General features: G+C 47.7%; 21 protein-coding genes. 4 read left to right on the forward strand and 17 right to left on the reverse strand.

From position 1 onward, the window contains the following. Window positions 1–146: 146 nt before the first annotated feature. The gene (locus ARB69_RS04875) at window positions 147–1022 is read right to left on the reverse strand and encodes a LysR family transcriptional regulator (RefSeq protein WP_055151499.1); all 876 of its coding nucleotides are present in this window, start codon (window positions 1020–1022) and stop codon (window positions 147–149) included. A 107-nt stretch (window positions 1023–1129) separates the two neighbouring features. Between ARB69_RS04875 and ARB69_RS04880 the strand changes: the two genes are divergently transcribed. The 3 genes from ARB69_RS04880 (at window position 1130) to ARB69_RS04890 (ending at window position 3926) form a co-directional block, all read left to right on the forward strand. Next, window positions 1130–1696 (forward strand): chromate transporter, encoded by a 567-nt coding sequence (locus ARB69_RS04880; RefSeq protein WP_202976925.1) that lies wholly within the window; start codon window positions 1130–1132, stop codon window positions 1694–1696. After that, window positions 1693–2259, forward strand: a complete 567-nt coding sequence (locus ARB69_RS04885) for a chromate transporter (protein ID WP_055151504.1) — start codon at window positions 1693–1695, stop codon at window positions 2257–2259. Before ARB69_RS04880 ends, ARB69_RS04885 begins: the two co-directional genes overlap by 4 nt. A gap of 62 nt (window positions 2260–2321) precedes the next feature. Beyond that, entirely contained in the window at window positions 2322–3926 is a 1605-nt protein-coding gene (locus ARB69_RS04890) for an amidohydrolase (RefSeq protein WP_055151507.1), read from the forward strand. A 103-nt stretch (window positions 3927–4029) separates the two neighbouring features. Here ARB69_RS04890 and tadA read toward each other — a convergent pair whose 3' ends face one another. Beyond that, window positions 4030–4506 carry a tRNA adenosine(34) deaminase TadA gene (gene tadA, locus ARB69_RS04895; protein WP_055151510.1) on the reverse strand — a complete coding sequence of 159 codons (477 nt, stop codon included), beginning with the start codon at window positions 4504–4506 and terminating at the stop codon, window positions 4030–4032. 179 nt (window positions 4507–4685) lie between these two features. On the opposite strand from tadA, the gene ARB69_RS04900 reads away from it, so the two are divergent. Next, window positions 4686–6146, forward strand: coding sequence for a DUF6128 domain-containing protein (locus ARB69_RS04900; RefSeq protein ID WP_055151513.1), 1461 nt, complete (start codon window positions 4686–4688; stop codon window positions 6144–6146). A gap of 189 nt (window positions 6147–6335) precedes the next feature. Here ARB69_RS04900 and ARB69_RS04905 read toward each other — a convergent pair whose 3' ends face one another. The 15 genes from ARB69_RS04905 to ARB69_RS04980 form a co-directional block, all read right to left on the reverse strand. Then, window positions 6336–7748, reverse strand: a complete 1413-nt coding sequence (locus tag ARB69_RS04905; RefSeq protein ID WP_055151516.1) for a deoxyguanosinetriphosphate triphosphohydrolase — start codon at window positions 7746–7748, stop codon at window positions 6336–6338. Window positions 7749–7772: 24 nt separating this feature from the next. Beyond that, window positions 7773–8810 carry a hypothetical protein gene (locus tag ARB69_RS04910; protein WP_055151519.1) on the reverse strand — a complete coding sequence of 346 codons (1038 nt, stop codon included), beginning with the start codon at window positions 8808–8810 and terminating at the stop codon, window positions 7773–7775. 567 nt (window positions 8811–9377) lie between these two features. Continuing rightward, complete coding sequence (locus ARB69_RS04920) at window positions 9378–10628, reverse strand: ammonium transporter (protein ID WP_083487018.1); 1251 nt, start codon at window positions 10626–10628, stop codon at window positions 9378–9380. 139 nt (window positions 10629–10767) lie between these two features. Then, window positions 10768–11106, reverse strand: a complete 339-nt coding sequence (locus tag ARB69_RS04925; RefSeq protein ID WP_050639484.1) for a P-II family nitrogen regulator — start codon at window positions 11104–11106, stop codon at window positions 10768–10770. Between the two features lie 350 nt (window positions 11107–11456). Beyond that, window positions 11457–12245 (reverse strand): M15 family metallopeptidase, encoded by a 789-nt coding sequence (locus tag ARB69_RS04930; RefSeq protein WP_050639483.1) that lies wholly within the window; start codon window positions 12243–12245, stop codon window positions 11457–11459. Continuing rightward, entirely contained in the window at window positions 12242–12871 is a 630-nt protein-coding gene (locus ARB69_RS04935) for a 4'-phosphopantetheinyl transferase family protein (RefSeq protein WP_055151522.1), read from the reverse strand. Before ARB69_RS04935 ends, ARB69_RS04930 begins: the two co-directional genes overlap by 4 nt. A gap of 15 nt (window positions 12872–12886) precedes the next feature. Further along, the gene (locus ARB69_RS04940) at window positions 12887–14506 is read right to left on the reverse strand and encodes an EAL domain-containing protein (protein ID WP_050639481.1); all 1620 of its coding nucleotides are present in this window, start codon (window positions 14504–14506) and stop codon (window positions 12887–12889) included. A gap of 545 nt (window positions 14507–15051) precedes the next feature. Next, complete coding sequence (gene atpC, locus ARB69_RS04945; RefSeq protein WP_055151526.1) at window positions 15052–15468, reverse strand: ATP synthase F1 subunit epsilon; 417 nt, start codon at window positions 15466–15468, stop codon at window positions 15052–15054. 27 nt (window positions 15469–15495) lie between these two features. After that, window positions 15496–16878, reverse strand: a complete 1383-nt coding sequence (gene atpD / locus ARB69_RS04950; RefSeq protein ID WP_055151530.1) for a F0F1 ATP synthase subunit beta — start codon at window positions 16876–16878, stop codon at window positions 15496–15498. Window positions 16879–16935: 57 nt separating this feature from the next. Next, the gene (gene atpG / locus ARB69_RS04955) at window positions 16936–17826 is read right to left on the reverse strand and encodes an ATP synthase F1 subunit gamma (RefSeq protein WP_055151533.1); all 891 of its coding nucleotides are present in this window, start codon (window positions 17824–17826) and stop codon (window positions 16936–16938) included. Window position 17827: 1 nt separating this feature from the next. Next, window positions 17828–19336 (reverse strand): F0F1 ATP synthase subunit alpha, encoded by a 1509-nt coding sequence (atpA, locus tag ARB69_RS04960; protein ID WP_174518399.1) that lies wholly within the window; start codon window positions 19334–19336, stop codon window positions 17828–17830. Window positions 19337–19341: 5 nt separating this feature from the next. Then, on the reverse strand, window positions 19342–20010 hold the full coding sequence (atpH, locus tag ARB69_RS04965) for an ATP synthase F1 subunit delta (RefSeq protein ID WP_330377533.1): 669 nt from the start codon (window positions 20008–20010) through the stop codon (window positions 19342–19344). Beyond that, the gene (gene atpF, locus ARB69_RS04970) at window positions 19988–20491 is read right to left on the reverse strand and encodes a F0F1 ATP synthase subunit B (protein ID WP_050639517.1); all 504 of its coding nucleotides are present in this window, start codon (window positions 20489–20491) and stop codon (window positions 19988–19990) included. The genes atpH and atpF overlap by 23 nt, the downstream gene beginning before the upstream one ends. Window positions 20492–20512: 21 nt before the next feature. After that, complete coding sequence (gene atpE, locus ARB69_RS04975; protein WP_025654373.1) at window positions 20513–20737, reverse strand: ATP synthase F0 subunit C; 225 nt, start codon at window positions 20735–20737, stop codon at window positions 20513–20515. A gap of 74 nt (window positions 20738–20811) precedes the next feature. Continuing rightward, a complete protein-coding gene (locus tag ARB69_RS04980; RefSeq protein ID WP_055151536.1) occupies window positions 20812–21522 on the reverse strand; it encodes a F0F1 ATP synthase subunit A in 711 nt (236 codons plus the stop codon). Between the last annotated feature and the right edge of the window lie 586 nt (window positions 21523–22108).

Consider the following 22108-nt stretch of genomic DNA (forward strand, 5'->3'; position numbering starts at 1 on the left):
CCCGCCTAGAATTTCTTAGGTCCGCGGCCGCGTTTTTGAAAGGACATGGATGTTCTCCGGGAGGTTTTCGGCTATCCCTTTATGGAGCGTCCCCATCCGTGCCGCGACTAAAGCGCGTCACTAACTCCCGATTATATATCTGCTTACTACAAAGGCATGCCTGCTATGGTATCCAATATCATTTGCATAGGCTGCGTAATGTATTTATTTTCATGCAGTACTGCCAGCATTTTATTTTCCATTTCCATCCCCTCCAATTGGATCAGGCGTAACTTTTTCTCCGAAACAGGGGCTGTCAATAAACACGCGGGCAAAATGGCCACGCCCAGGCCCGCTTCTGCCGCTTTAACAAGTGCAAAAGAGTTTACGCTTTCCCATCTGGGATAGGCCTTTTGGTTTGCAAGTGACAGTGTACTGTCAAAAGTATCCCGTACCGCACTGCCCTTCTCCCGCAGTAATAGCGGCAATTTGCACAACTGGCGGGGTGATACTGCCCGGTCAGGCAGTGGAAAATCAGGAGCGCACACGGCGCACAGCTTATAACTGCCCAATAAAATGGTCCGAAATGCTCCCTGTGGCTCAACGCCTTCCCAAAAGGCAATATCCGCTTCCCCGTTTTGTAGAATCCCCATTGCCGAATTGGCACTTGCTACGCGCACATTCACCTGAAGTTCCGGAAGTACGGCTTTCAAACGGTTTAAAATCTGGGGCAGGTGAAAAGATGCAATCGTGATACTGGACACAATATTTACAGGCGTGCATTCTTCTAAATGGCTGATCCGCTGATCCAGGCTGCGGCAGGAGGCCAGTATACTCCGCGCCTCTTTCAGCAGCATTGTACCGCAGCTCGTCAGGCATACGCCCCGCGGCAGACGGTCAAACAGTGCTGTCCCGGCCTGCTGTTCCAGTTCTGCTATCGCGTGTGATACCGCAGATTGTGTGAGGTGCAGTTTTTTTGCTGCACCTGTAAAAGTTCCGGTCTGTTCAACTGCTTCTATAATTTCTAGATGCCGTATGTTCATAGGCTCTTCTCCTGACATGAATAAATTTTATGTATTGTATATAATTATATCATTTTACAGATGCCTCAACAAGAACTATAATGGGAGACACAGAGAGGAGGGGCATGATGGAGCATCCCAAGAAACAAACATATTTCTGGCTTTTGGCAGTCAACCTGTTTATCAGCAGTTTTACTTTCGGCGGCGGCTATGTGGTTGTACCTATGGTCCGCCGTTATTTTGTAACCCAGAAACAGTATTTTACGGAGGAGGAACTGGTGGGTATGGCAGCTGTGGCACAGTCGACTCCCGGGGCGATTGCCATTAACCTGTCTGCGCTGGCGGGATACCGGGTCGCAGGAACTCTGGGCGCAGCCATCAGCTGCATTGCCGCCGTCATACCGCCCCTTGTTATACTGGGACTGGTATCGGCATTTTATACCGCTTTTATCTCAAACGCTGTTGTTGCAGCGGTGTTAAAAGGGATGCAGGCGGGCGTGGCCGCACTGATTGTAGATCTGATCATCGACATGTGCGCTTTGATCCTGAAGGAGCGGTCCTGGTTTTTATCTGCCATGATACCTGCAGCCTTTTTGGCAAACTTTGTGCTCGGTATCAATGTGGCTCTGATACTGGTTGTCTGCTGCTTTTTATGTGTGATACGGGTGTTCTGGGAAAAGAGGAAGATGAAATGACGACAATCTGGAATTTATTTATTACATTTTTCAAAATCGGCCTGCTCAGTATTGGAGGCGGTTATGCAATCATTCCTTTAATTCAGGAGCAGGTGGTAAATCAGGCCGGATGGATCAGTGAAAAGCTCTTTACGGACATTATTACAATCTCACAGATGACCCCGGGCCCGCTGGCCGTTAATACCTCTACCTTTGTCGGCCTGCAGATCGGAGGGATTGGAGGCGCGGCAGCAGCTACAATCGGCTGTGTAATATGCGGAGTAGCTATTTCTTTATTTTTATACCGCTTTTTTCAGAAACACCGAAGTTCTACCTATATTTTTGAAATATTAAACGGACTGAAGTCAGCGTCTTTAGGCCTGATTATCTCGGCGGCAGCTACAATTATACTGCTCGCGTTTTTTGGCACCAGCACATTTCATTTAAGTTCCATGTTCTCGAAAATTAACTGGATCGCAGTTCTCCTATTTTTTGTGATGCTTTTGATACTGCGCAGGCGGAAGATGAATCCGATTCTGATTATGGTCATAAGTGGTGCTGCGGGGGTGGTATTTTATTTGTAATATGAGGTATAATTTGAAATAAGATCAAGCGAAATCCGCTTTCAGAAAGGATGGAATATATTATGCAAAAATTGTACTATGGCGGGAATATCATCGCGATGACAGGGGAACACAATATGCCGGAGGCACTGCTTGTCACAGATGAAAAAATTGCATACGCAGGCCCGAAAGCCGGGGCAGAGAAGCTGACAGGCCCGGATACCGAATATATTGACCTGAATGGAAAGACTCTGATGCCTGCCTTTCTGGACGGACACGGACATGTCTCAATGGCAGCGCAGATGGCCTTAAATGCCGATCTGAGCGGCTGCGGCAGCTATCAGGATATCATCAATACCTTAAAGCAATATATTGAGGCGAGGCACATTTCAGAAAATGATGTCGTCGTCGGTTTCGGCTATGACCACAATTTCCTGAAAGAAGGAGGGCATCCCACCAGACAGATTCTGGATCAGGTATCTGAACGTATCCCCATCTATGTATCCCATGCTTCCGGCCATATGGGCTGCGCAAACAGTGCTGCTTTGAAGCTTGCAGGGATCGGCAGCAATACTGCAGATCCCCAGGGCGGTGTCATCGGCAGGATCCCCGGAACCAAAGAGCCGGACGGATATATGGAAGAAGCCGCAATGATAGAGCTGCAGAAACTACTCTCCGTTCATATGAAGATGGATCTCATGAAAGGCCTCAGGATCGTACAGCAGGAATACCTGAAATACGGAATCACAACCGTTCAGGACGGCGCCAGCAGCACAGACGCAGTTCAGTTCATGAAAAAAGCATGTGATGAGGGCGCCTTTGTACTTGATGTCGTATCCTATCCGGTTATGAGCGAAGCTGATCCGGGCCAGCTCTTTATCGAGTATCCGGAGTGTGACCGGAAGTACAATAACCATTTTAAGCTAGGGGGTTACAAAACCGTGCTGGACGGTTCACCCCAGGGGAAATCGGCATGGCTGACAAAGCCCTATGAAAACAGCGGAGACTACTGTGCATATCCATGGTTCACAGATGAAACCGTAACCGGGTTTATGGAACAGGCTTTGAGGGACCGAAAACAAATCCTGGTGCACTGCAATGGAGATGCGGCGGGTGATCAGTTTTTGAAAGCCTATGAGAAAGCGTTGAAGAAGATACCTGAGGCTGCTGATGCAGATCTCCGGCCTGTTATGATCCACTGCCAGACGGCAAGGGATGATCAACTGGACAAAATGGCGGATTTGAAGATGATCCCCTCCATTTTTGTGGGGCATGTCTATTACTGGGGCGATATTCACAAAAAGAATCTGGGCGATACCCGCGGCAGACGAATCAGCCCTTGTAAATCAGCGCTGGACAGAGGGCTGGTTCTGAATTTTCACCAGGATACGCCGGTTACGAAGCCGGATATGATGCACTCCGTATGGGCCGCGGTAAACAGGATTACGCGCGGCGGGGAAGTCCTGGGCCCGGAACAGAGGATTGGGGTGTATGATGCATTGAAGGCAATCACCATTAACACGGCATACGCCTATCACGAGGAACAGGAAAAAGGTACGCTGGAGGCCGGAAAACTGGCAGACCTTGTTATTCTCGATAAAAATCCGCTGAAAACAGACAAAATGAAACTGAAAGACATCGTGGTTCTGGAAACGATGAAAGAAGGAAAAACCCTGTACAAAAAGTAATGGAAGGGCAGGCTTGCCCTAGAGCGTGTCTGAAAATTCATTGCCGCAAACTGGGACAACATCTTGCAGCAAGCAATTTTCAGACACGCTCTGGCTGTTACTTTTATTTGGCCCTCATCTTCTTTTGCTTTTCCCGCAGTTCCTTAAAAAACTGCTTCATCATCGTACTGCACTCTTCTTCCAGCACCCCCGTCGTAAGCTCTGCCTGGTGGTTAAATTCCTGCATGTCCAGCAGGTTGAGAATGGATCCCGCACAGCCTGCCTTGGGATTCATGCATCCAACTACCACGCGCTGCACCCTGGCCTGGATTATCGCGCCGGAGCACATCTGGCATGGCTCCAGGGTGACATACAGGGTGCATTCCTCCAGCCGCCAGTCATTCAGCTTTTTGCTGGCCTTTCGTATCGCAGTCAGTTCCGCATGGGCCAGAGGGTTCTTGTCGATCGTACGCCTGTTATAGCCCCGTCCTATGATTTTATCCCGATATACAATCACACATCCGATCGGAACCTCCTCCAGGGCATATGCCTTTTTTGCCTGCCTGATAGCTTCTTTCATATATTTTTCGTCTGCATTCATAATCATCTCTCCACCCCCGTGCACTGTCTGATTGATATACAGCTTAATATCCAGCCTAAATTTCAATGTGCCGGTACACTAATTTTTCCCTTTTGATATAATTTACCACAAATAGTGTTCTTTTTCAAAACCTCTCTGAATAAATTAGATTGAAAGAAAGACAAGACCAGAGGTGTATTATGAATCCCGGTATCTGTTATATTTATGAATACAATAATAATCAAAAACTGCGTAATGCAGGCTTTATAAAATTAATCCAGCATTACCAGTCCTGTGTACTGCAGGTCAATGTCAGAGGAATTCCGGTGCAGACCGGCAGCACAGTCAAGCTGTATGCATTCTGCAGGCAGAATTCAAAATTTATTTCCAGTCAGGTCGACGAGATCATCTGCGGGGATAAATGTATCTCTGCAAGATTCACCATTTCAGACACCACTTTCCCGGAAGGCAGGCCCCTGGAGCAGATAGACGGCTTTTTCCTGAAAACGGACTCCGGCCAGTATTATACCGCCGCCGCAGATGGAGCTGACTTTGATACCCGCGAAATCGAACTGTGGAAAAAAACCGGAGACAGCACAGCCGCAGTATTGGAAGAGCCTGCGCCCTCCGAAGTACCCTCCCAGGAGTCAGCAGACGAAGGACCCGCCGTGAGCACCAGAGCCGGGGCCGGTTTACCTGACGTCATCGATGAAGAAGCACAGGCGGAGTCACAAAGCCTCTCCGAAAGCGAGGAAAGCGCAGACGCATATAATGACCCTGAAAATCTTATGTATTCTGATACTTTTCACGAGTCTGAGGCTGATATCTCCACGGATACATTCCGTGGCTACGATGACGATCTGTACTTTGATTCATTCAGCGGTTCTGATGTCGATATATCCTCAGATGCATCGTACAGAGCTGATACGGATGTTATGTCAGATGCACAAACCTCTTCTGAAGCAGATATATCCCCTGATGCACTCACCTCTCCTTCTGAAGAAGATGTGACCCAGAGTACACGTCTTTCTTCTGATGAAGAAGTCAGGCCACGAAGTTCACTTCCCCCTTCTGATGAGGAAGTCAGAACTCGAAGTTCACTTCTTCCTTCTGATGAGGATGATATAACCCGAAGGGCATTTCCCCCTTCTGATGAAGACGAAATAACCAGAAATACACTCCCTTCCTCTGAAACGGATATACCTCCCTCAGAATTCAATCACACTGAGGAGATAATAAATATCCCGGCGGAGCCAGAAGATACTGCCATGTCTGATGATAATGCAGCCCAGACAGATACCCCCGCCGGCGAAATCCGAACAGAGTCATATGACTCCGGGGAAGAAGAAACACAAACCGGCCCCACAGCCAGGAAAATACAGCGTTCCGACCTCTCGATTCTCCCCCGCCGCTGCTGGAACCTTGCGAATAACAGTTTTCTCCTCCATGGATATCACAATTATAACCACCTTCTACTGGTTGAAGAAGATGGCCGTTACTGGCTGGGAGTCCCTGCTATTTACTCTCCAAGGGAAGCCCGGGCTGCGGAACTGTTCGGTTTCCCGCAGTTCACCAAGACCTATGTAGACCAGCTGGAACTGGATGAAGACGAAAAAGCACCCACTCCTGATTTTGGGCACTTCTGCCGGTTTATCAAATAGAGTCTCCTGCAGACTCAATTAATTCAAATGCACTAAAGCGTACTTGCAGCGAGGCGCGCGTCATACTGTACATGATGCGCGCCTCTGCCAGTTCATCGCTGTATTGATGCCTGCGCTTCTTCAAAAAGAATGATCCGGGTGATCCTGTACCGGCAGCCGGATCGCACTGTCATTCGCGCCCCCATCCCCCTAAACAAGCCCGTTCATTTCCTGATACAACCGTTTGGCATAGCTGTCCGTCATCCCGCATACATAATCCGTGACAAGCAGCAGACGAAGATACAGCTTCTCCGCCTCACTCTTTCCTTCTGCCTGCAGTCTGTATGCATTCTTATAATTATCCGAGATAAAGGACACCACCCTGCTGTCGATAGATCCAAGCGGCCGGTCTGTATCGTAATACAGTACCGCATGAACCAGCTTATCCATCAGGAAATCCAGAATTACTGCCTCCGTTACCTCCATCTTATAGATCGCCCTGGATGCAAATACATAACGGTAAGCCATATCACCAAGCAGATCCATCAGATCCTGTCCAAAGGTTCCATAGAACAGGTCCTCTTTAAAAGTCCCTTCCATGATCTCGTCATAATGGGATGTAAATCCAGAAGTTGCGCAGCTGATCAGATATCCCTGCACCCTCACAATCCAGTTCTTCACAGCGTAGGACTCCGGATGACTTACACCTTTTTCTTTGCCTCTTTCATAGAGGGTGCGGAGTTTGTCAAGCGGTTGGAAATTGGCATTATTTTGTTTCTTCTGCAATATTTCCAACTCTTTTTCCAAGTCATAAAATGTTATAAATCCCTTTACATAGGCATCTTCAATATCTGCCGTCTTATAGGCCAGGTCATCTGCCGCCTCCAGAATGTAGGTAAGGGGATGTCTGGACGTGCCGGCCCCTGTTTCTTTTGAGATCTCCTCAAATACAGCCTGATCCGCATAATAATAGCCCATCTTTTTATCCTTGATATTGCCCGTGGCAGGGTCGATTCCTGTGGATGGAACCGGATATTTCACGATGGTGTTCAAAAGCGCATATGTCAGGTTCATTCCGTGCTCATCCACCAGATAATGCAGCTTCGTCACAAGACGCAGAGCCTGGGCGTTTCCCTCAAAATGATAGAAGTCCTCTCTCATCTGCGGCGTCAGCATCTCTTCCACCGATCTACCAAAACAAGTGAGATCCGGAAGGTTACGGATAAACCATTCCCGAATCGCGTTTTCTCCAAAATGCCCGAAGGGCGGATTTCCTATATCGTGAATAAGCCCCGCACACTGGAGGATATTGCAGATATCCTCCTTCATGGGGGCCGTGAATCCGGGATCTTTATTCGTTGTTAATATATTTTCTCCAATGTTCTGCCCCAGAGACTTTCCCAGTGAGGATACCTCAAGGGAATGTGTCAGCCTGGTGCGGATAAAGTCACTTTTATCCAGTGGGAATACCTGTGTCTTATCCTGCAGGCGCCGAAATGAAGCGCTCCCGATAATCCTGTGATAGTCCTTTTCAAATTCGCTTCTCAGATCCGTTGAACCATTCCGCCGGTTCCACACGCCGCCCCGCATCCGTTTTGCCGATAATAATGTATCCCACTCCATAACGCACCCTCCTTATTTTCGATACTAGTCAAGATAAATCGGAGGTTCATATTCTTTGCCAAGCAGTGCTTTCTTGCGTTCCTGATACCCTAAAAAAGCCCACTCGGTCATATCTGTCCATTTATGTGTAGATCGGTCATAAACCTGCACATATCCGATTCTGCTCGGATGCATGCGCACACTGTTGGTCTGATATTCACGCCCGGTGTAGGGATTCACCTCGCCCAGTTCCCTGTCCTCTTCTACATCATCGTGTTTGATAACCGGCTCGAAATCCTCGGGCTCTTCCTCGTCCTGAACGGGTGGATCAGTCTTCTCTTCTTTCTGCGGCACAGATTCTTCCGCAGGGGCCGGATTTCCTTTCTTCCTGAGGAAAATACCACCGGTGCGGAACTTTTCCTTCTTCTCCGTCTTGACTTCTTTTTTCTGTTCCAACTCTTCTTTTATTGTCTCAATCGGCTCACCGGCCTGAACGTTCTCCTCTAATTCAGAAAGTTCCTCATGGATCTCATAGAGTTCACCGATCGTCATATCTACTTCTTCAGTCTCACTTTCATCCCCAATGGCTGATTCAGCTGCCGCAGCAATACCAGCAGCCTGTCCTTGAGCGCTTTCCTCTTCTATTACGCCTGTCAGGCCGGCATCCGGTGCTGTCTCTTCAATATCTTCCGCATCGTCTTCATCCAGTATATCATCAGTTTCCCGCATACCTTCCTCTGATGCTAATGCGTGTTTTCTCTCCGCTGCCTTCTGTTGGCGCTTCTTCTCCAGCTTCCTCCACTCCTTTTCCGTTGGAACGGATTCTCCTGATTCGGTTACAGCTGTCGCAGCCGCAGGAGTTTCTCTTGAAAGTATACTTAAATGGAAAGGACAGCCCAGAATATTTGCAATTGTGCGCATGTCCTGTTCCTGAAAATTATCTCTTCCCAGACGCTGGGTCAGATTCTGCCTGGACATCTTCTTGCCGGTACGTTCCTCGATTATCTCTGCCAGTTCCTTAATAGTCATGCCTTTACGGCCAAGAATAATTTTGACTTGTTCTCCAAATGTAAGGTCTTCCATGATCTTCCTCCTTATTAATTGTGATACTGTATTGTATTATACCCTGATGGATAGAAACATAATAGTTGCTTCATAAACCCATCATTTTCCCTTTTTCCATTTTAGCAAATACATACGGGGACGTCAATGTTCAATTTATGTGATAGGATGGAGGGGGACGCTGGAAAACAGGGAAGTCTGGCGACTGGGGGGAGTCTCTATGCCATTTTAAAAATCCGCGCCGTCTGCGTAAGAGGCCCTAAAGGGAAAAACATAGAAAATGGCGGTACAGCGGCATGCAGCCCGAAATTTGATAATTTCGGGCCTTAGGCCGCTTCAGGATTTGACGTGAAACGTCAAATCCTGCCCACCATTTTCTATGTTTTTTCCTTAAGGGCCTCTAACGCAGACTTTTAGGACTTTTAAAATGGCATAGAGACTCCCCCCAGTCGCCAGACTTCCCTGTTTTCCAGCTGGTGCATCCAATCGGTTGGTAATATGCGTACATTGGGAGGCGTCGAGACGGCAGCAGCGTATTAATTCGATTGGTGGAGCTTAAAAGTGCAGGGAGGTTGTAAAACATTTGTTTTACAACCTGAAGTTGAAATCTGCATATGCGGTTGAACCATGCTCATGTACATCCAGACCTTCGGTTTCTTCGGTCTTGTTAACCCGCAGTCCTATTGTTTTGTTTATGATTGTAAAGATGATGAATGCCATGATACCTACAAAGGCTATGACGGATGCTACGCCTATCAGCTGTGTTACTACTGAATAATCTGGTGAGAATACGCCTGTCAGGATTGTGCCGAGCGCACCGCATACGCCGTGTACGCTGATTGCCCCCACCGGGTCATCGATCTTTGCTGCTTTATCAAAGAATTCTACTGAAAATACTACCACGATACCGGCTATTGCACCGATTATGATTGCTGACCAGTTGCTGACTGTATCACAGCCCGCTGTAATTGCCACGAGACCCGCCAGAGATCCGTTGAAGGTCATAGACACATCCGGCTTTCCATATCTGAGCCAAGTTACGGTCATTGCCAGAAGTGTGGCTGCGGCTGCTGCAAGGTTTGTCGTCATGGCAATATCTCCGAGGTTCGTAGTTGCGGCTGTTGTGGAACCGCAGTTGAAACCAAACCAGCAGAACCACAGGATAAAGACACCAAGCGCTGCAATCGGCAGGTTATGTCCGGGTATGGCTCTGACTTTTCCTTCTTTGTCATACTTTCCGATACGAGGACCCAGTATTTTTGCCCCGACCAGTGCGCAGATACCGCCGACCATATGTACCGCCGCGGAACCGGCAAAATCATGGAATCCCAGCTCTGCCAGCCATCCGCCTCCCCAGATCCAGTGTCCGGAAACCGGGTAAATAAAGATACTGATCGCCGCACTGTATGCAAGGTAAGCTGCAAACTTGGTCCGCTCTGCCATGGAACCGGAAACGATTGTGGCTGCGGTTGCACAGAACACCGTATGGAAGATCATGAATACGCCTACTGGCAGGCCGTTCATTAAGCCATCTGCATCTGCCAGAGAAACCGGATTGAAGAATCCTCTGATTCCTATGATGCCGATCCAGTCCGTACCATGCATAATTGCAAATCCAAAAATAAAGAAAAATAGACTTCCCAGCACAAAGTCCATCATATTTTTCATCAGAATATTTCCCGTGTTCTTTGCTCGTGTAAATCCTGCCTCACACATGGCAAATCCCGCCTGCATAAAGTAAACCAAAAATGCCCCCAGCATCGTCCACATGATATTAATCAGCAGGGATACCGCCTCACTTGATTCCATACCGCCTGCAATTAAATCTGCTAATCCCATAATGACTCCTCCTTCTCATTTTGCAGCCCGGACTGCTCACGTGCCGGGCATATAAAAAGGAGATACCTGTAACGAAACACATCCCTATGTTTCTTACAGCTATCCCCTTTGATAACAATTTTTCATTCCTGCCTGTAGTTTAGAGAGCATCGTGTCCGCGCTCCCCGGTTCTGATCCTGACCGCATCCTGTACTTCGTAAACAAATATCTTTCCGTCTCCGTATGTACCCGTCTGAATTTCTGAGACAACTTTTTCAATGATTTCTTCGGCCGTCTCAGGCTCAACGATTGTTTCTACCTTGATCTTCGGAAGCAGATTTACACGATATTCTGCACCGCGGTATATCTTCCTGTGTCCTTTCTGATTGCCGTATCCCATGATATTTGTAATCATAAGTCCGTTAGCAGAACAGCTGTCGAGAATTGTTTTCAAGTCTTCCAGCTTCTCCGGCTGAATAATAATTTCGAGTTTCTTCATATTATGACCTCCTTTTAATATAACAAAGCGGGCAAGCCCACCTCAGATCTCCACCCCCTCACTCATGAGGGGCTTGCACACTTTGGCGCCGCCGCGATGCCGCTTTGCGGCTATATACCTTATCGCGGAATGTGCATCCCCCGGAGGGTTTTGTATAATAGGACAGTGCAAAGCACTGTCCTATTATACAAAAAGGGCGTCTTCCCTGTGGAAAACGCCCTCGTTTTGATATAACTTATTATACTCGCGCAGATTTGAAAGTCAAATATTATTTTATAATAAATTTATATTTGTTAAAAATGTCATTATTTTCCCTTCAGCAGAAGAAAAGATCTCTTATTTGCACGAAATTACTTGACACCCAGGTATTCCTCCAGTGTGATCCCCTTCTCTTTGATCTCTTTCGCCGCCTCTTTCCCTACATAGCGGTAATGCCACGGCTCATATATGATACCGGTTATATCCGCTTTTTCCGGAGGATAACGAAGTATAAATCCATATTTATAACAGTTTTCCGCCAGCCATTTGGACTCAGCCGTATCCGCCTGTTTCTCGTCCAGGTTCTGATACTCCTCGGATGTAATGTCAAGTGACAGCCCGGTCGCGTGCTCGCTGTATCCCGGCACTGCAACAGATTTCTTCGTTTCATTGTAAGCATCCAGTAAACTGCTTCCCTGGTTGACCCAGTTCTGCATAGTCTCATTAAAAACGGTCTTCTGATCTTCGTAGGAACGGTAAGCGGAACAGATATACATCTTAAGTCCGCCCGCCTGGGCATCCTCCAGCATCTGCTTCGTATCTTCGACAATCCGTGAATCTACTGAACGCCCCTCTATAACCTCTGCTAATTCAGGCTGGTATTCCTGGTCCAGCGGATAATCGTCATTTACCAGCACAAGCTCCCAATTCTCTGGTTCCTCCTTGGACAGAACAGCCGCAGCCTCCACAGATTTCTGTTGTTTCAGCTTTGACTGCAGATCTTTATTCTCCGCTTTTAACTTCTCGTGCGTTTTAGCCATGGTATCTTCTTTCTTGTCTAATGCCTTACTGGCCGCGGCAAATGTCAGCGCCATTCCAAGCACTGCGCCGCACACTGCACCCAATATGAGCGCTTTTTTTATCTTCCGGTTCATCTTCATAATTTAAACTCCATCCGTAGTTCAGAATCAATTTCGTCGTCAGTGGAACAGACTGCTATTTTACAGGGACACCCAGGCAGCACGTATTCCCGGTAATAATAGTCCCGCGGAAAACGTTCCGGCTTCTCAAGCAGTACAGGCGGCGAGGAAAGCCGGATCTCGAAACTCGACATATCCAGCGCCATTCCCTCCCTGGTGGCCTTCATAAAACTTTCCTTCAGCACCCAGAACCTGTAAAACATATCCCTCTGCAGTTTTTGATTGTCCTCCCTCAAAATTGCCTCGTACTCCGATGGGCAGAAAAACCTTTTTGCCACCTTCAGATCCGCCTCTTTGACAGTCTCAATGTCACATCCCACCTGAGTTTGCTCATTACATTCCATATCAACAGAACACAGCACATAATCCCCCGAATGCGAGAGATTAAATGCTGCTTTTTCTGTAATTCTGTATTTCTTTCGTATCTTTTCCAGCAATATCCAGGCTCCTGCGCTCTGTGCCCTGTCCTTTTGGAATCGCAGCCTGTCCGCCTTTTCTTTTCTAAAAGCCGGAAGCGTATCGTAATATCTCCGGTATCTATGCTCCTCATATAAAGGGCGGATATCCGAAAGCCACGTCCTGATCATAGATATGCCTGCTTTCTAATTCTTCAAATAGCGCACTTCAAAAGTGTCTATCGTAATCGGTTTATTGAACAAAGTCCCCTGTGCATAATCACATCCCAACTCTTTTAATACATTCAGCTGATCCTGTGTTTCCACCCCTGCGGCCGCCACATGGACACCGAGCTGCCTGCATACATCAATCACTGCCTTTGCCACAATCTGGCTGCGGCTGTTTCCGACAATGTTAGCCACCAGGCTCCGATCCAGCTTCAGACCATCAAATTCCATAATAGATAGAATGGCAAAACTGGAATCCTTTGCGCCAAAATGATCCAGAATGACTCGTACGTTTTCCTTCCTGATCTTGTTGCTTGTCTCTGCAAGCATCTCCTGATTCATATCTGTGTAGGATTCGGAAACTTCCACTTCCAGATATTCACAGGAAACATGGTACTTCTCTACCAGGGCAAGCATCTTCTCCGCAACGCTCTCCTGCCGCAGAGTTGCACCGGCAAAATTCACGGACACAGGCAGCATCGGCATATCATCCAGCTCCCATCTCCTCAGTGTCTTGCAGACCTCCTCGAATACATACAGATCCAGATGATGAGACAGCTTTGTCTCCTCCAGCAGTGTAATGTATTTGCCCGGGTCCACAATGCCCAGATCCTTGTGGTGATAACGTACGACTGCTTCGGCTCCCACCACTTCCTCCGTCAGAACATCTACCTTGGGGACAAAACACACAATAAAATTCCCCTGTTCTATATCCTCCAGAAGATCCTGCTTAATAATCGGCTCATGATGCCCTTTCTTCAGGTTCTTATAATACTTCTGCTTCTCTTCCCTCATCATGCCCTCGGCATGTGCCACAAGGCTGTCCACATCAATGTCTACCTTTTCCCAGGCATATCCCATCGTAGTCAGGCCCAGGCTGATATTCTCCAGCTTGCTGTGTGCACCATGTACATTTTTCATGAAGTCCTCATAATCCACGTTCTCCATGATTGCCAGGTATTCGTCCCCCGTCAGGCGGAATACCATAGCGCCTCTGAAGTACTCCTCCAGGACTTCCCCGACACGAATGACCACCTCGTCCCCATACTCACGCCCGAACTCTTTATTAAAGTTCTTCAGACCGTTGATGTCTACGGACAGCGCCCCCAATGACTTCAGTTCTTCCTGCTTCACTTCCGCCAGATAGCCGACAAAACTGTTCCGGTTCAAAAGCCCGGTCAGGTCATCGTGATAGCTGAGGTATTCCTGCTGCTTCTGCATCTTCTGCAGGACAATCGCCTGTGAAATATATGGGATCACCGCACGCATAAGTGAAAGGTCGCACCCGCCCCGGTGTACGCCCACCGCAGCCAGAACCGCCACCACCTCATCATCCAGCGGCTGGAATACACTATAATCAGCCTCGGTAGTGTCCGTAATCTCCTGGCGCAGCCACTTGGGCATCTGATCCGCATCCAGCATCTTAATGCGGTCCCTCTGCCATGGAACGTTTTCCGCACACCATTCATAGATCGTGATGATATCGTCATCCTCTTTTTCTATATAATAAACATATTCGGAATCATAATAATCACGTATGGTGCCCAGTACGTCATTCATGATTTCTATTATAGAACGCTGTCTATATTTCTCACTCATGGACTTCTCTCCCCTGATCTTACAGTACTGCTTTGTGTATGTTTTGGTGATTAGAATGCCTGAAACCTGCGCAATGCAGTACTTGATAACTATTAGCTTTTATGCACTGTAGTTTTGGTAACGTACAGATATAAATATTGTAGTATAATCTCTCATAAAAAGCAAGATGCGATGAGGGAATAAATTTGGGGCCAAATTTTTCCTACCGACCGGATGCGTCAGCCGAAAAACCGGGAAGCCAGTCCCACACGGGGAGCATCTATGCCATTTTAAAGGTCCTAGAGTTTACGTTAGAGGCCCTTAAGGAAAAAACACAGAAAATGGTGGGCAGACTTTGACGTCTCACGTCAAAGTCTGAAGCGTCCTAAGGCCCAAAATTATCAAATTTCGGGCTGCATGCCGCTGGACCTCCATTTTCTGCGTTTTTTCCTTTAGGGCCTCTTACGTAAACGGTGTGGACTTTTAAAATGGCATAGATGCTCCCCGTGTGGGGCTGGCTTCCCGGTTTTTCGGCGTCCTCATCCGTCCGCAAATCAAAAAATTGTTTACAAATTCCAGCGTTTCCCCTGGGATACTTTCAATCGGTTCATCGCCCGGGCAAGAGAAGCCTGGGTACGGTAATACTCCTGAAGGCTCTGCTTCTGGCGAAGCTGCTCTTCCGCGCGCTCTTTGGCTTCCTCGGCGCGGCGCACATTGATTTCTTCGGGCCGTTCAGCGGTGTCTACCAGAATGGTGACACGGTTATTCACGACTTCTGCAAAACCTGCGCCAACGGCTATGTCAACCCAGCTGCCTTCTTCAATCTCCATCCTGGCATCGCCTACGCTGATCGCGATTACCATGTTCTCATGGTCCGGCAGAATACCCATTTTTCCGTCCGGAGCCGGAAGAATCAGTTTCCTGCAGCGTCCTATATAGAAGACTCTGTCACTTGCTATTATTTTCAGGCCAAATGTATCCATATACATACACCTCTATTCTGCCGCATTTCATGCTTTTGCTTTTTCGATCACATCATCGATCGTTCCTACATTAAAGAATGCGGACTCCGGATACTGGTCCATTTCTCCGTCCACAATCATCTTGAATCCGCGTATGGTTTCCTTCAGCGGTACATATCTGCCGGGTATTCCGGTAAACGTCTCAGCCACAAAAAATGGCTGTGATAAAAATCTTTGAATTTTTCTCGCACGCATTACCACTGCTTTATCATCATCCGAGAGTTCTTCCATTCCCAGGATTGCAATGATATCCTGCAGTTCTTTGTATTTCTGCAGGATCTCGGTCACCTGGTTTGCCACTCTGTAGTGCTCTTCGCCTACGATGTCCTCTTCCAGTATACGGGAATTGGATTCCAGCGGATCCACAGCCGGATAAATCCCCTGTTCCACGATCTTTCTGGATAATACAGTGGTCGCATCCAGATGTGCAAACGTGGTGGCCGGAGCCGGGTCCGTCAAATCATCGGCAGGTACATATACCGCCTGCACTGAAGTTACGGAACCGTTTCTGGTAGACGCGATCCGCTCCTGCAGTTCCCCCATTTCCGTGGCAAGCGTAGGCTGATAACCTACGGCCGACGGCATACGGCCAAGAAGTGCGGACACCTCCGACCCTGCCTGGGTAAAACGGAAAATATTATCTATAAACAAAAGCACATTCTGATGCTCTTCATCCCTGAAATATTCGGCCATTGTCAGCCCGGTCTCGGCCACCCGCATACGCGCTCCCGGCGGCTCGTTCATCTGCCCGAATACCAGCGCCGTCTTCTCCAGTACACCGGAAGCCTTCATCTCCGTCCACAGGTCATTTCCCTCTCGTGAACGTTCACCAACCCCGGTAAAAATAGAATACCCGCCGTGTTCTGTCGCGATATTGCGGATCAATTCCTGGATCAGGACGGTTTTTCCAACCCCGGCGCCGCCGAATAAGCCGATCTTTCCGCCCTTGGCATAAGGCGCCAGCAGGTCAATCACCTTGATTCCGGTCTCCAGAATCTCAATCACCGGGCTCTGATCCTCAAAACAGGGGGGATCCCTGTGGATAACCCATTTCTTATCGCTCTGGACCGGCTCCCCATCGTCAATGGTTTCACCCAAAACATTGAATAATCTTCCCAAAGTCTGCTCTCCCACCGGAACCTTAATCCCCTCCCCGGTGGCAGTTACCTCCATATCCTTATGCAGCCCTTCGCTGGCGGCAAGCATCAGGCAGCGCACCTCGTTGTTTCCCAAATGCTGCGCAACCTCCATAACGCACTTCTTTCCATTATTCTCAACTTCAAGTGCATCCTTAATAAAAGGAAGATTGCCGTCTTCAAATACTACGTCGACAACAGGTCCCATAACCTGTATGATTCGTCCTTCATTCATAATAGATCTCACTTCCTAAGGGGTCTGACCCCTTTGAACACCATATTCAGAATATTCTCACTTTTCTCGTTTCTGTGCGTTTGCTCCACTGCATACCTCGGTAATTTCCTGGGTAATCGCAGCCTGTCTTGCACGGTTATATAAGGTAGATAACTCTTTGATAATACTTTCTGCACTGTCTGTGGCTGTCTGCATCGCCATCATGCGGGCATTGTGTTCGCTGGCGTATGCTTCTACCAGGCAGCCGTATATCATACCTGTGATATAGTTGGGTATGATGCTGTCCATGACGCTTTGCGCAGATGGATAGAGCTCGATTTCTTCCCGGTACATGTTCAGCGGCATGACCATATCGCTGAAGGAAGCTCTCTCCAGGGGGAGCAGCCGAACCTTCTCGGCATCTGACTTCACAGAATTCTCCATACGGGTGTATATCATGTATACTTCATCCAGCTCTCCACGTTCAAATTTGTCGATGATCGCGGACGAAATATTCCTGGCCCGGTGCATCGTCGGTTTTTGGACCGTATATTGGAAGCTGGTGTCAATTTCCACATTGTGCTTTGAAAAATAATGCCTCCCCAGCTCACCGACTACAAATAGTTTGTGTATTCCAGGCCCGCTTTGCAGTTCTTCTTCCAGCTTAATGATATTGTGGTTGTATGCCCCTGCCAGTCCCTTGTCTGCCGTAATAACAATGGAACCGATCTTCCGCTCCCCCGCCGGAATATGTTCCCTCAGGTCAAAGTACGGATGTTCGATATCAGGGACATGGCGCAGAATTCTGGAAATCTCCCCCTGCAGTCCATAGAAATACGGCTCTGTATCTTCCAGCTTCTTCTTTGCCTGTTTCATCTTGGAAGAAGAGATCATATACATCGCATTCGTAATCTTCATGGTATCCTTCACACTGTTTATACGGGTCTGTATTTCTCTGATATTTGCCATATTAACACCTGCTCTTCTTGAATTCCTTTGCGGCCTCCACGATCTTATCAGCCAGCTCATCGGTAAGATCCCCGGTTTCTTCAATCTCTTTCCCGATTTCCGGGTATTGTGTGTCCATGAAGCTCAGCATATCCGCCTGAAATTGTTTCACATCAGCCTTTTTTACCCCGAGCAGCACCCGGTTCGTCGCCGCGCATAGGGTAATCACTTTTTCATGCAGGCTCAGTGGCTGGCAAAGCGGCTGTTTCAACAGCTCCATCAGCCCGCTGCCATAATCCAGCTGTTCTTTCGTCGAATCATCCAGGTCGGAACTGAATTGGGTAAATATTTCCATTTCCCTAAACTGCGCCAGGTCGATCCGGATACTTCCCGACGCCTTTTTCATCGCCTTCGTCTGCGCGGCCCCGCCCACACGTGATACGGACAGTCCTACATTCACTGCCGGACGCATGCCGGAAAAGAACAAATCACTCTCCAGGAAAATCTGTCCGTCCGTAATGGAAATCACATTGGTCGGAATGTATGCGGATACATCCCCCGCCTGTGTCTCAATGATCGGAAGTGCCGTAATCGATCCGCCGCCGAGCTCGTCGTTCAGACGGCTGGAACGCTCCAGCAGTCTGGAGTGCAGATAGAAAACATCCCCCGGATAGGCCTCACGTCCCGGCGAGCGTCCCAGCAACAGGGATAAAGAACGGTACGCCACCGCATGTTTGGATAAATCATCATACACAATCAGCACGTCTCTGCCCTGATGCATAAAATGCTCCGCCATCGCGGTTCCCGCATAAGGCGCAATATACTGCAGCGGCGCACAGTCACTTGCCGTAGAGGCAACCACAATCGTATAATCCATAGCTCCGTTTGCGATCAGCGTATTCACTACTTTTGCAACCGTGGAGGCCTTTTGACCGATTGCTACATAGATACAGATTACGTCTTTCCCCTTTTGATTGATAATCGTGTCTAAAGCAATGGAAGTCTTTCCCGTCTGCCTGTCTCCGATAATCAATTCACGCTGCCCCCGCCCGATTGGAAACATCGCGTCAATAGCCAGGATTCCTGTCTCCAGCGGGACACTGACCGACTTCCTGTCAATAATACCAGGAGCCTCCTGTTCGATCGGCCTATAGTCATCTGCAGGAATCTCTCCCTTACCGTCAACCGGCACACCCAGCGCATCTACAACCCTGCCAATATATTTATCTCCAACCGGAACGCCGGCCCTTTTTTTCGTGCGTGTTACCTTTGTACCTTCTTTAATCCCCGTATCGTGCCCGAAAAGGATACATCCGATCACATCTCTCCGGATATCCTGCACCATACCTCTGATCCCATTATGAAAAGTCACGATCTCCCCATACATAGCATGGTTAATCCCATAAACCGTGGCGATTCCGTCGCCAACTGATATTACGGTGCCCACCTCGCTGTCATGGCTGGCTGCGTCAAAATTTTCTATCTCTTCTTTTAAAATAGAAATAATTTCATCTGAAATGATTACACTCACCCTATTCACCTCCTGGTCAATTTTTGTTCCAATCGATTCAGGCGTCCCTGCAGGCTCCAGTCAAATTCATCACAGCCCACGCGGAGCACAAAACCACCGAGCAGCGCTTTGTCCTGAATGATTTCAATATCTGCCTTTACCGCATCATATTTTTCACAAAGAAACGCCTTCATTTTATTCAGCTGTACCTCGCTTGGAGGTTCCACACACGTCAATACCGCATTCAGGATCTTATTCTGTTCATCGCAATATTGATGATATGCCTTGAAAATATCCCCGATGAGATCCATTCTGTGGTGTCTGCATGCCACTTTTAGAAAATTTCTGATTTCCTCAGGAAATACACGGTCAATCACTTTGAACTTTTTCTCCTCACGGATCGTTGGATTACTAAACACATCCCTCAGCTGAGGAACCTCTGCGAATATCTCTTCTGTTTTCTGTATGGCTTCCCTGTTCATATTCAGCTCATACAACACTTTTGCATACCTTATTCCGCAGTTTACTGCGGCCCCGCCCGCAGGGCATGAGTTACGGGACGCCCTCTGGGTATCCCCCATGCTGCAGACTGGCTGTTTTCCTGCATAAACAGCGTTCACCGTATGGTGTTCCCGGGTGTCCGTCACTGCCTTTTCCGGGCAGTTCTGACGGTTAGTGGTCTTCTGTGTCATCATGAGCGTCACCTACTTCTCCCAGAAACTGATTATATATCCCTTGATTTCCTTGATTCTCTGTCCTTTCACCTACGATCTTAGCTGCCGCCGTCATCGCAAGCCCCGCAATCTCTGACTGCAGCTCTTTCCTTGTCTGTTCCCGCTCAAGCATAATACTGGCCTTCGCGGAATCCAGCAAATCTCCGGCCTTGGTTCCGGCATCCTTCACAATACGCTCATACTCCGCTTTTGCCTGTACCTGAGCCTTCTCCACAATCTTCTCAGATTCTTGTCTGGCACAGGACAGAGCGGCTTCGTATTGGTTTTTAAGTTCCTCCGCCTCTTCCCTGGCACTGCTGGCCTGACTCAGGCCGTCCGCAATCATCCTTTCGCGCGCCTCTATCACATTCGTAACCGGTTTGATTAAAAACTTTTTCAACAAAAGATAAAGAACAACAAGGTTTATTATGGTAAAGAAAAGGTTCACATTTAATTGCAGCACCTGTTCCACCTGCCTTTCCTGTTATTTCAAAAGTATAATAATCAATAACCCGATAATAAAACCATAAATAGCTGTAGCCTCTGCCAGCGCACATCCAAGAATCAGCGTCTTGCTGATCTTGCCGTCAGCTTCCGGCTGTCTTGCGATTGCGTCTGCTGCCTTGCCCGTTGCAATTCCGATGCCAATTCCAGCTCCCACACCAGTTAAAACTGCAATACCTGCTCCAATAGCTATAATTGTTCCCATAGTACAAATCTCCTTTTTTCAAAATAATGTCTCTGTCCAGAACCATAAACAGTTACGAAATAATTCTGTCTTTTTTACTCCTGTTCCTCATTCATAAACAGTGCCGTCAGAAAGACAAACACATATGCCTGCAGCAGCCCGTCAAATATATCAAAATAAAAACTAAATGGTATTGGTACAATGACCGGTATAATCGCTTTTAAAAGTTCCATAATAACAAATGCACCCAGCACGTTACCAAACAACCGCATACAAAGAGACAACGGACGGATTACAATTTCCAGAACCATAATCGGTGCAACAATCGGCACCGGTTCGGCAAAATGTTTTACCCAATGCTTTACCCCATTTTTACGTATGCCTGAATATTCAATCAGGAACATGCTCATAATCGCGAGCGCTGCTGTCACATTCAAATCCTTAGTAGGCGGTTTAAATCCAAACAGACTGATCATATTGGAAACACCCAGATAGAGAATGATTGTGATCAAATAAGGAATATAACGCTTGTTTTCCTTCCCTATGATGCCCTCGAAGAAGTTCTGCGCCCAGCCGATGGCTGACTCCAGCACCAGCTGTTTCTTTCCCGGATTCTCGACCTTTAGATTCCGGACAAAGATAAATGACACCCCGACCAGGACGGCCATGATAATCCAGGTCACGACTACCGACTCCGCCACGCCGATTCCCCCGCATACCGGAATCGTAAACACGGTCTTGCAGTTCAGCTCTTCAAGCAGCTTCTCTGTCAAACTTTCCGTATCGCTCCCTCCCTTTCTTTTCATATTTTGCTTTTAAAATGGAGTTTCACTTACGAAACTCACGCCTGCGGCAGTTGCTTCTTACACCGCAGTGCGCACCCCGCCGGGAGAGCTTATTTATTTCATAAGATGCAGATCCTTTGAAATAAAAAAAGAACTTCAAAGCCGAAATTCCCTTCCCTCCACACCCTTCCAGGAGCACTTCCTCCTAAAAGTTAAACTAAAGATTACGCCCAAAGTTTTTGTTTGTCAACGATTTCAAAATGTCGGCATTTATCCTCCTTTTTTTAAAATTTTCATCAAATTTTCCAGTGATTTAATTCCCTGGTTTACGGATTTTTATTTAAATTTAATCTTTATTTTTGTACAATTTATATTTGTAAAAATTTGTTAAATACAAATTAACCAAACCGAAATGTTTCGAGACCTTCACATTTCGTCGTTTTAGCCATAAGTATGTCAATATTTTCACAAAGGTTAAGGAAACTTTAGCAACTTCTTTATGATAAGCGGCCTTTTTATGCGCTTTATCACCGATCTGCCGCACGTCCCAAACCACCGAAAACGTTACTTCACCGGCTCCGATGCCGTGCAGCAAGGTGCACGGCAC

The organism is Faecalicatena contorta (assembly GCF_001404335.1).
GTDB classification, from domain to species: domain Bacteria; phylum Bacillota; class Clostridia; order Lachnospirales; family Lachnospiraceae; genus Faecalicatena; species Faecalicatena contortus_B.

Excerpts from the sequence above, each read along its gene's own strand:
- ARB69_RS04875 (WP_055151499.1), bottom strand. The coding sequence starts at position 1,022 with ATGAACATACGGCATCTAGAAATTATAGAAGCAGTTGAACAGACCGGA.
- ARB69_RS04880 (WP_202976925.1), top strand. The coding sequence starts at position 1,130 with ATGGAGCATCCCAAGAAACAAACATATTTCTGGCTTTTGGCAGTCAAC.
- ARB69_RS04885 (WP_055151504.1), top strand. The coding sequence starts at position 1,693 with ATGACGACAATCTGGAATTTATTTATTACATTTTTCAAAATCGGCCTG.
- ARB69_RS04890 (WP_055151507.1), top strand. The coding sequence starts at position 2,322 with ATGCAAAAATTGTACTATGGCGGGAATATCATCGCGATGACAGGGGAA.
- tadA (WP_055151510.1), bottom strand. The coding sequence starts at position 4,506 with ATGAATGCAGACGAAAAATATATGAAAGAAGCTATCAGGCAGGCAAAA.
- ARB69_RS04900 (WP_055151513.1), top strand. The coding sequence starts at position 4,686 with ATGAATCCCGGTATCTGTTATATTTATGAATACAATAATAATCAAAAA.
- ARB69_RS04905 (WP_055151516.1), bottom strand. The coding sequence starts at position 7,748 with ATGGAGTGGGATACATTATTATCGGCAAAACGGATGCGGGGCGGCGTG.
- ARB69_RS04910 (WP_055151519.1), bottom strand. The coding sequence starts at position 8,810 with ATGGAAGACCTTACATTTGGAGAACAAGTCAAAATTATTCTTGGCCGT.
- ARB69_RS04920 (WP_083487018.1), bottom strand. The coding sequence starts at position 10,628 with ATGGGATTAGCAGATTTAATTGCAGGCGGTATGGAATCAAGTGAGGCG.
- ARB69_RS04925 (WP_050639484.1), bottom strand. The coding sequence starts at position 11,106 with ATGAAGAAACTCGAAATTATTATTCAGCCGGAGAAGCTGGAAGACTTG.
- ARB69_RS04930 (WP_050639483.1), bottom strand. The coding sequence starts at position 12,245 with ATGAAGATGAACCGGAAGATAAAAAAAGCGCTCATATTGGGTGCAGTG.
- ARB69_RS04935 (WP_055151522.1), bottom strand. The coding sequence starts at position 12,871 with ATGATCAGGACGTGGCTTTCGGATATCCGCCCTTTATATGAGGAGCAT.
- ARB69_RS04940 (WP_050639481.1), bottom strand. The coding sequence starts at position 14,506 with ATGAGTGAGAAATATAGACAGCGTTCTATAATAGAAATCATGAATGAC.
- atpC (WP_055151526.1), bottom strand. The coding sequence starts at position 15,468 with ATGGATACATTTGGCCTGAAAATAATAGCAAGTGACAGAGTCTTCTAT.
- atpD (WP_055151530.1), bottom strand. The coding sequence starts at position 16,878 with ATGAATGAAGGACGAATCATACAGGTTATGGGACCTGTTGTCGACGTA.
- atpG (WP_055151533.1), bottom strand. The coding sequence starts at position 17,826 with ATGGCAAATATCAGAGAAATACAGACCCGTATAAACAGTGTGAAGGAT.
- atpH (WP_330377533.1), bottom strand. The coding sequence starts at position 20,010 with ATGATGACACAGAAGACCACTAACCGTCAGAACTGCCCGGAAAAGGCA.
- atpE (WP_025654373.1), bottom strand. The coding sequence starts at position 20,737 with ATGGGAACAATTATAGCTATTGGAGCAGGTATTGCAGTTTTAACTGGT.
- ARB69_RS04980 (WP_055151536.1), bottom strand. The coding sequence starts at position 21,522 with ATGAAAAGAAAGGGAGGGAGCGATACGGAAAGTTTGACAGAGAAGCTG.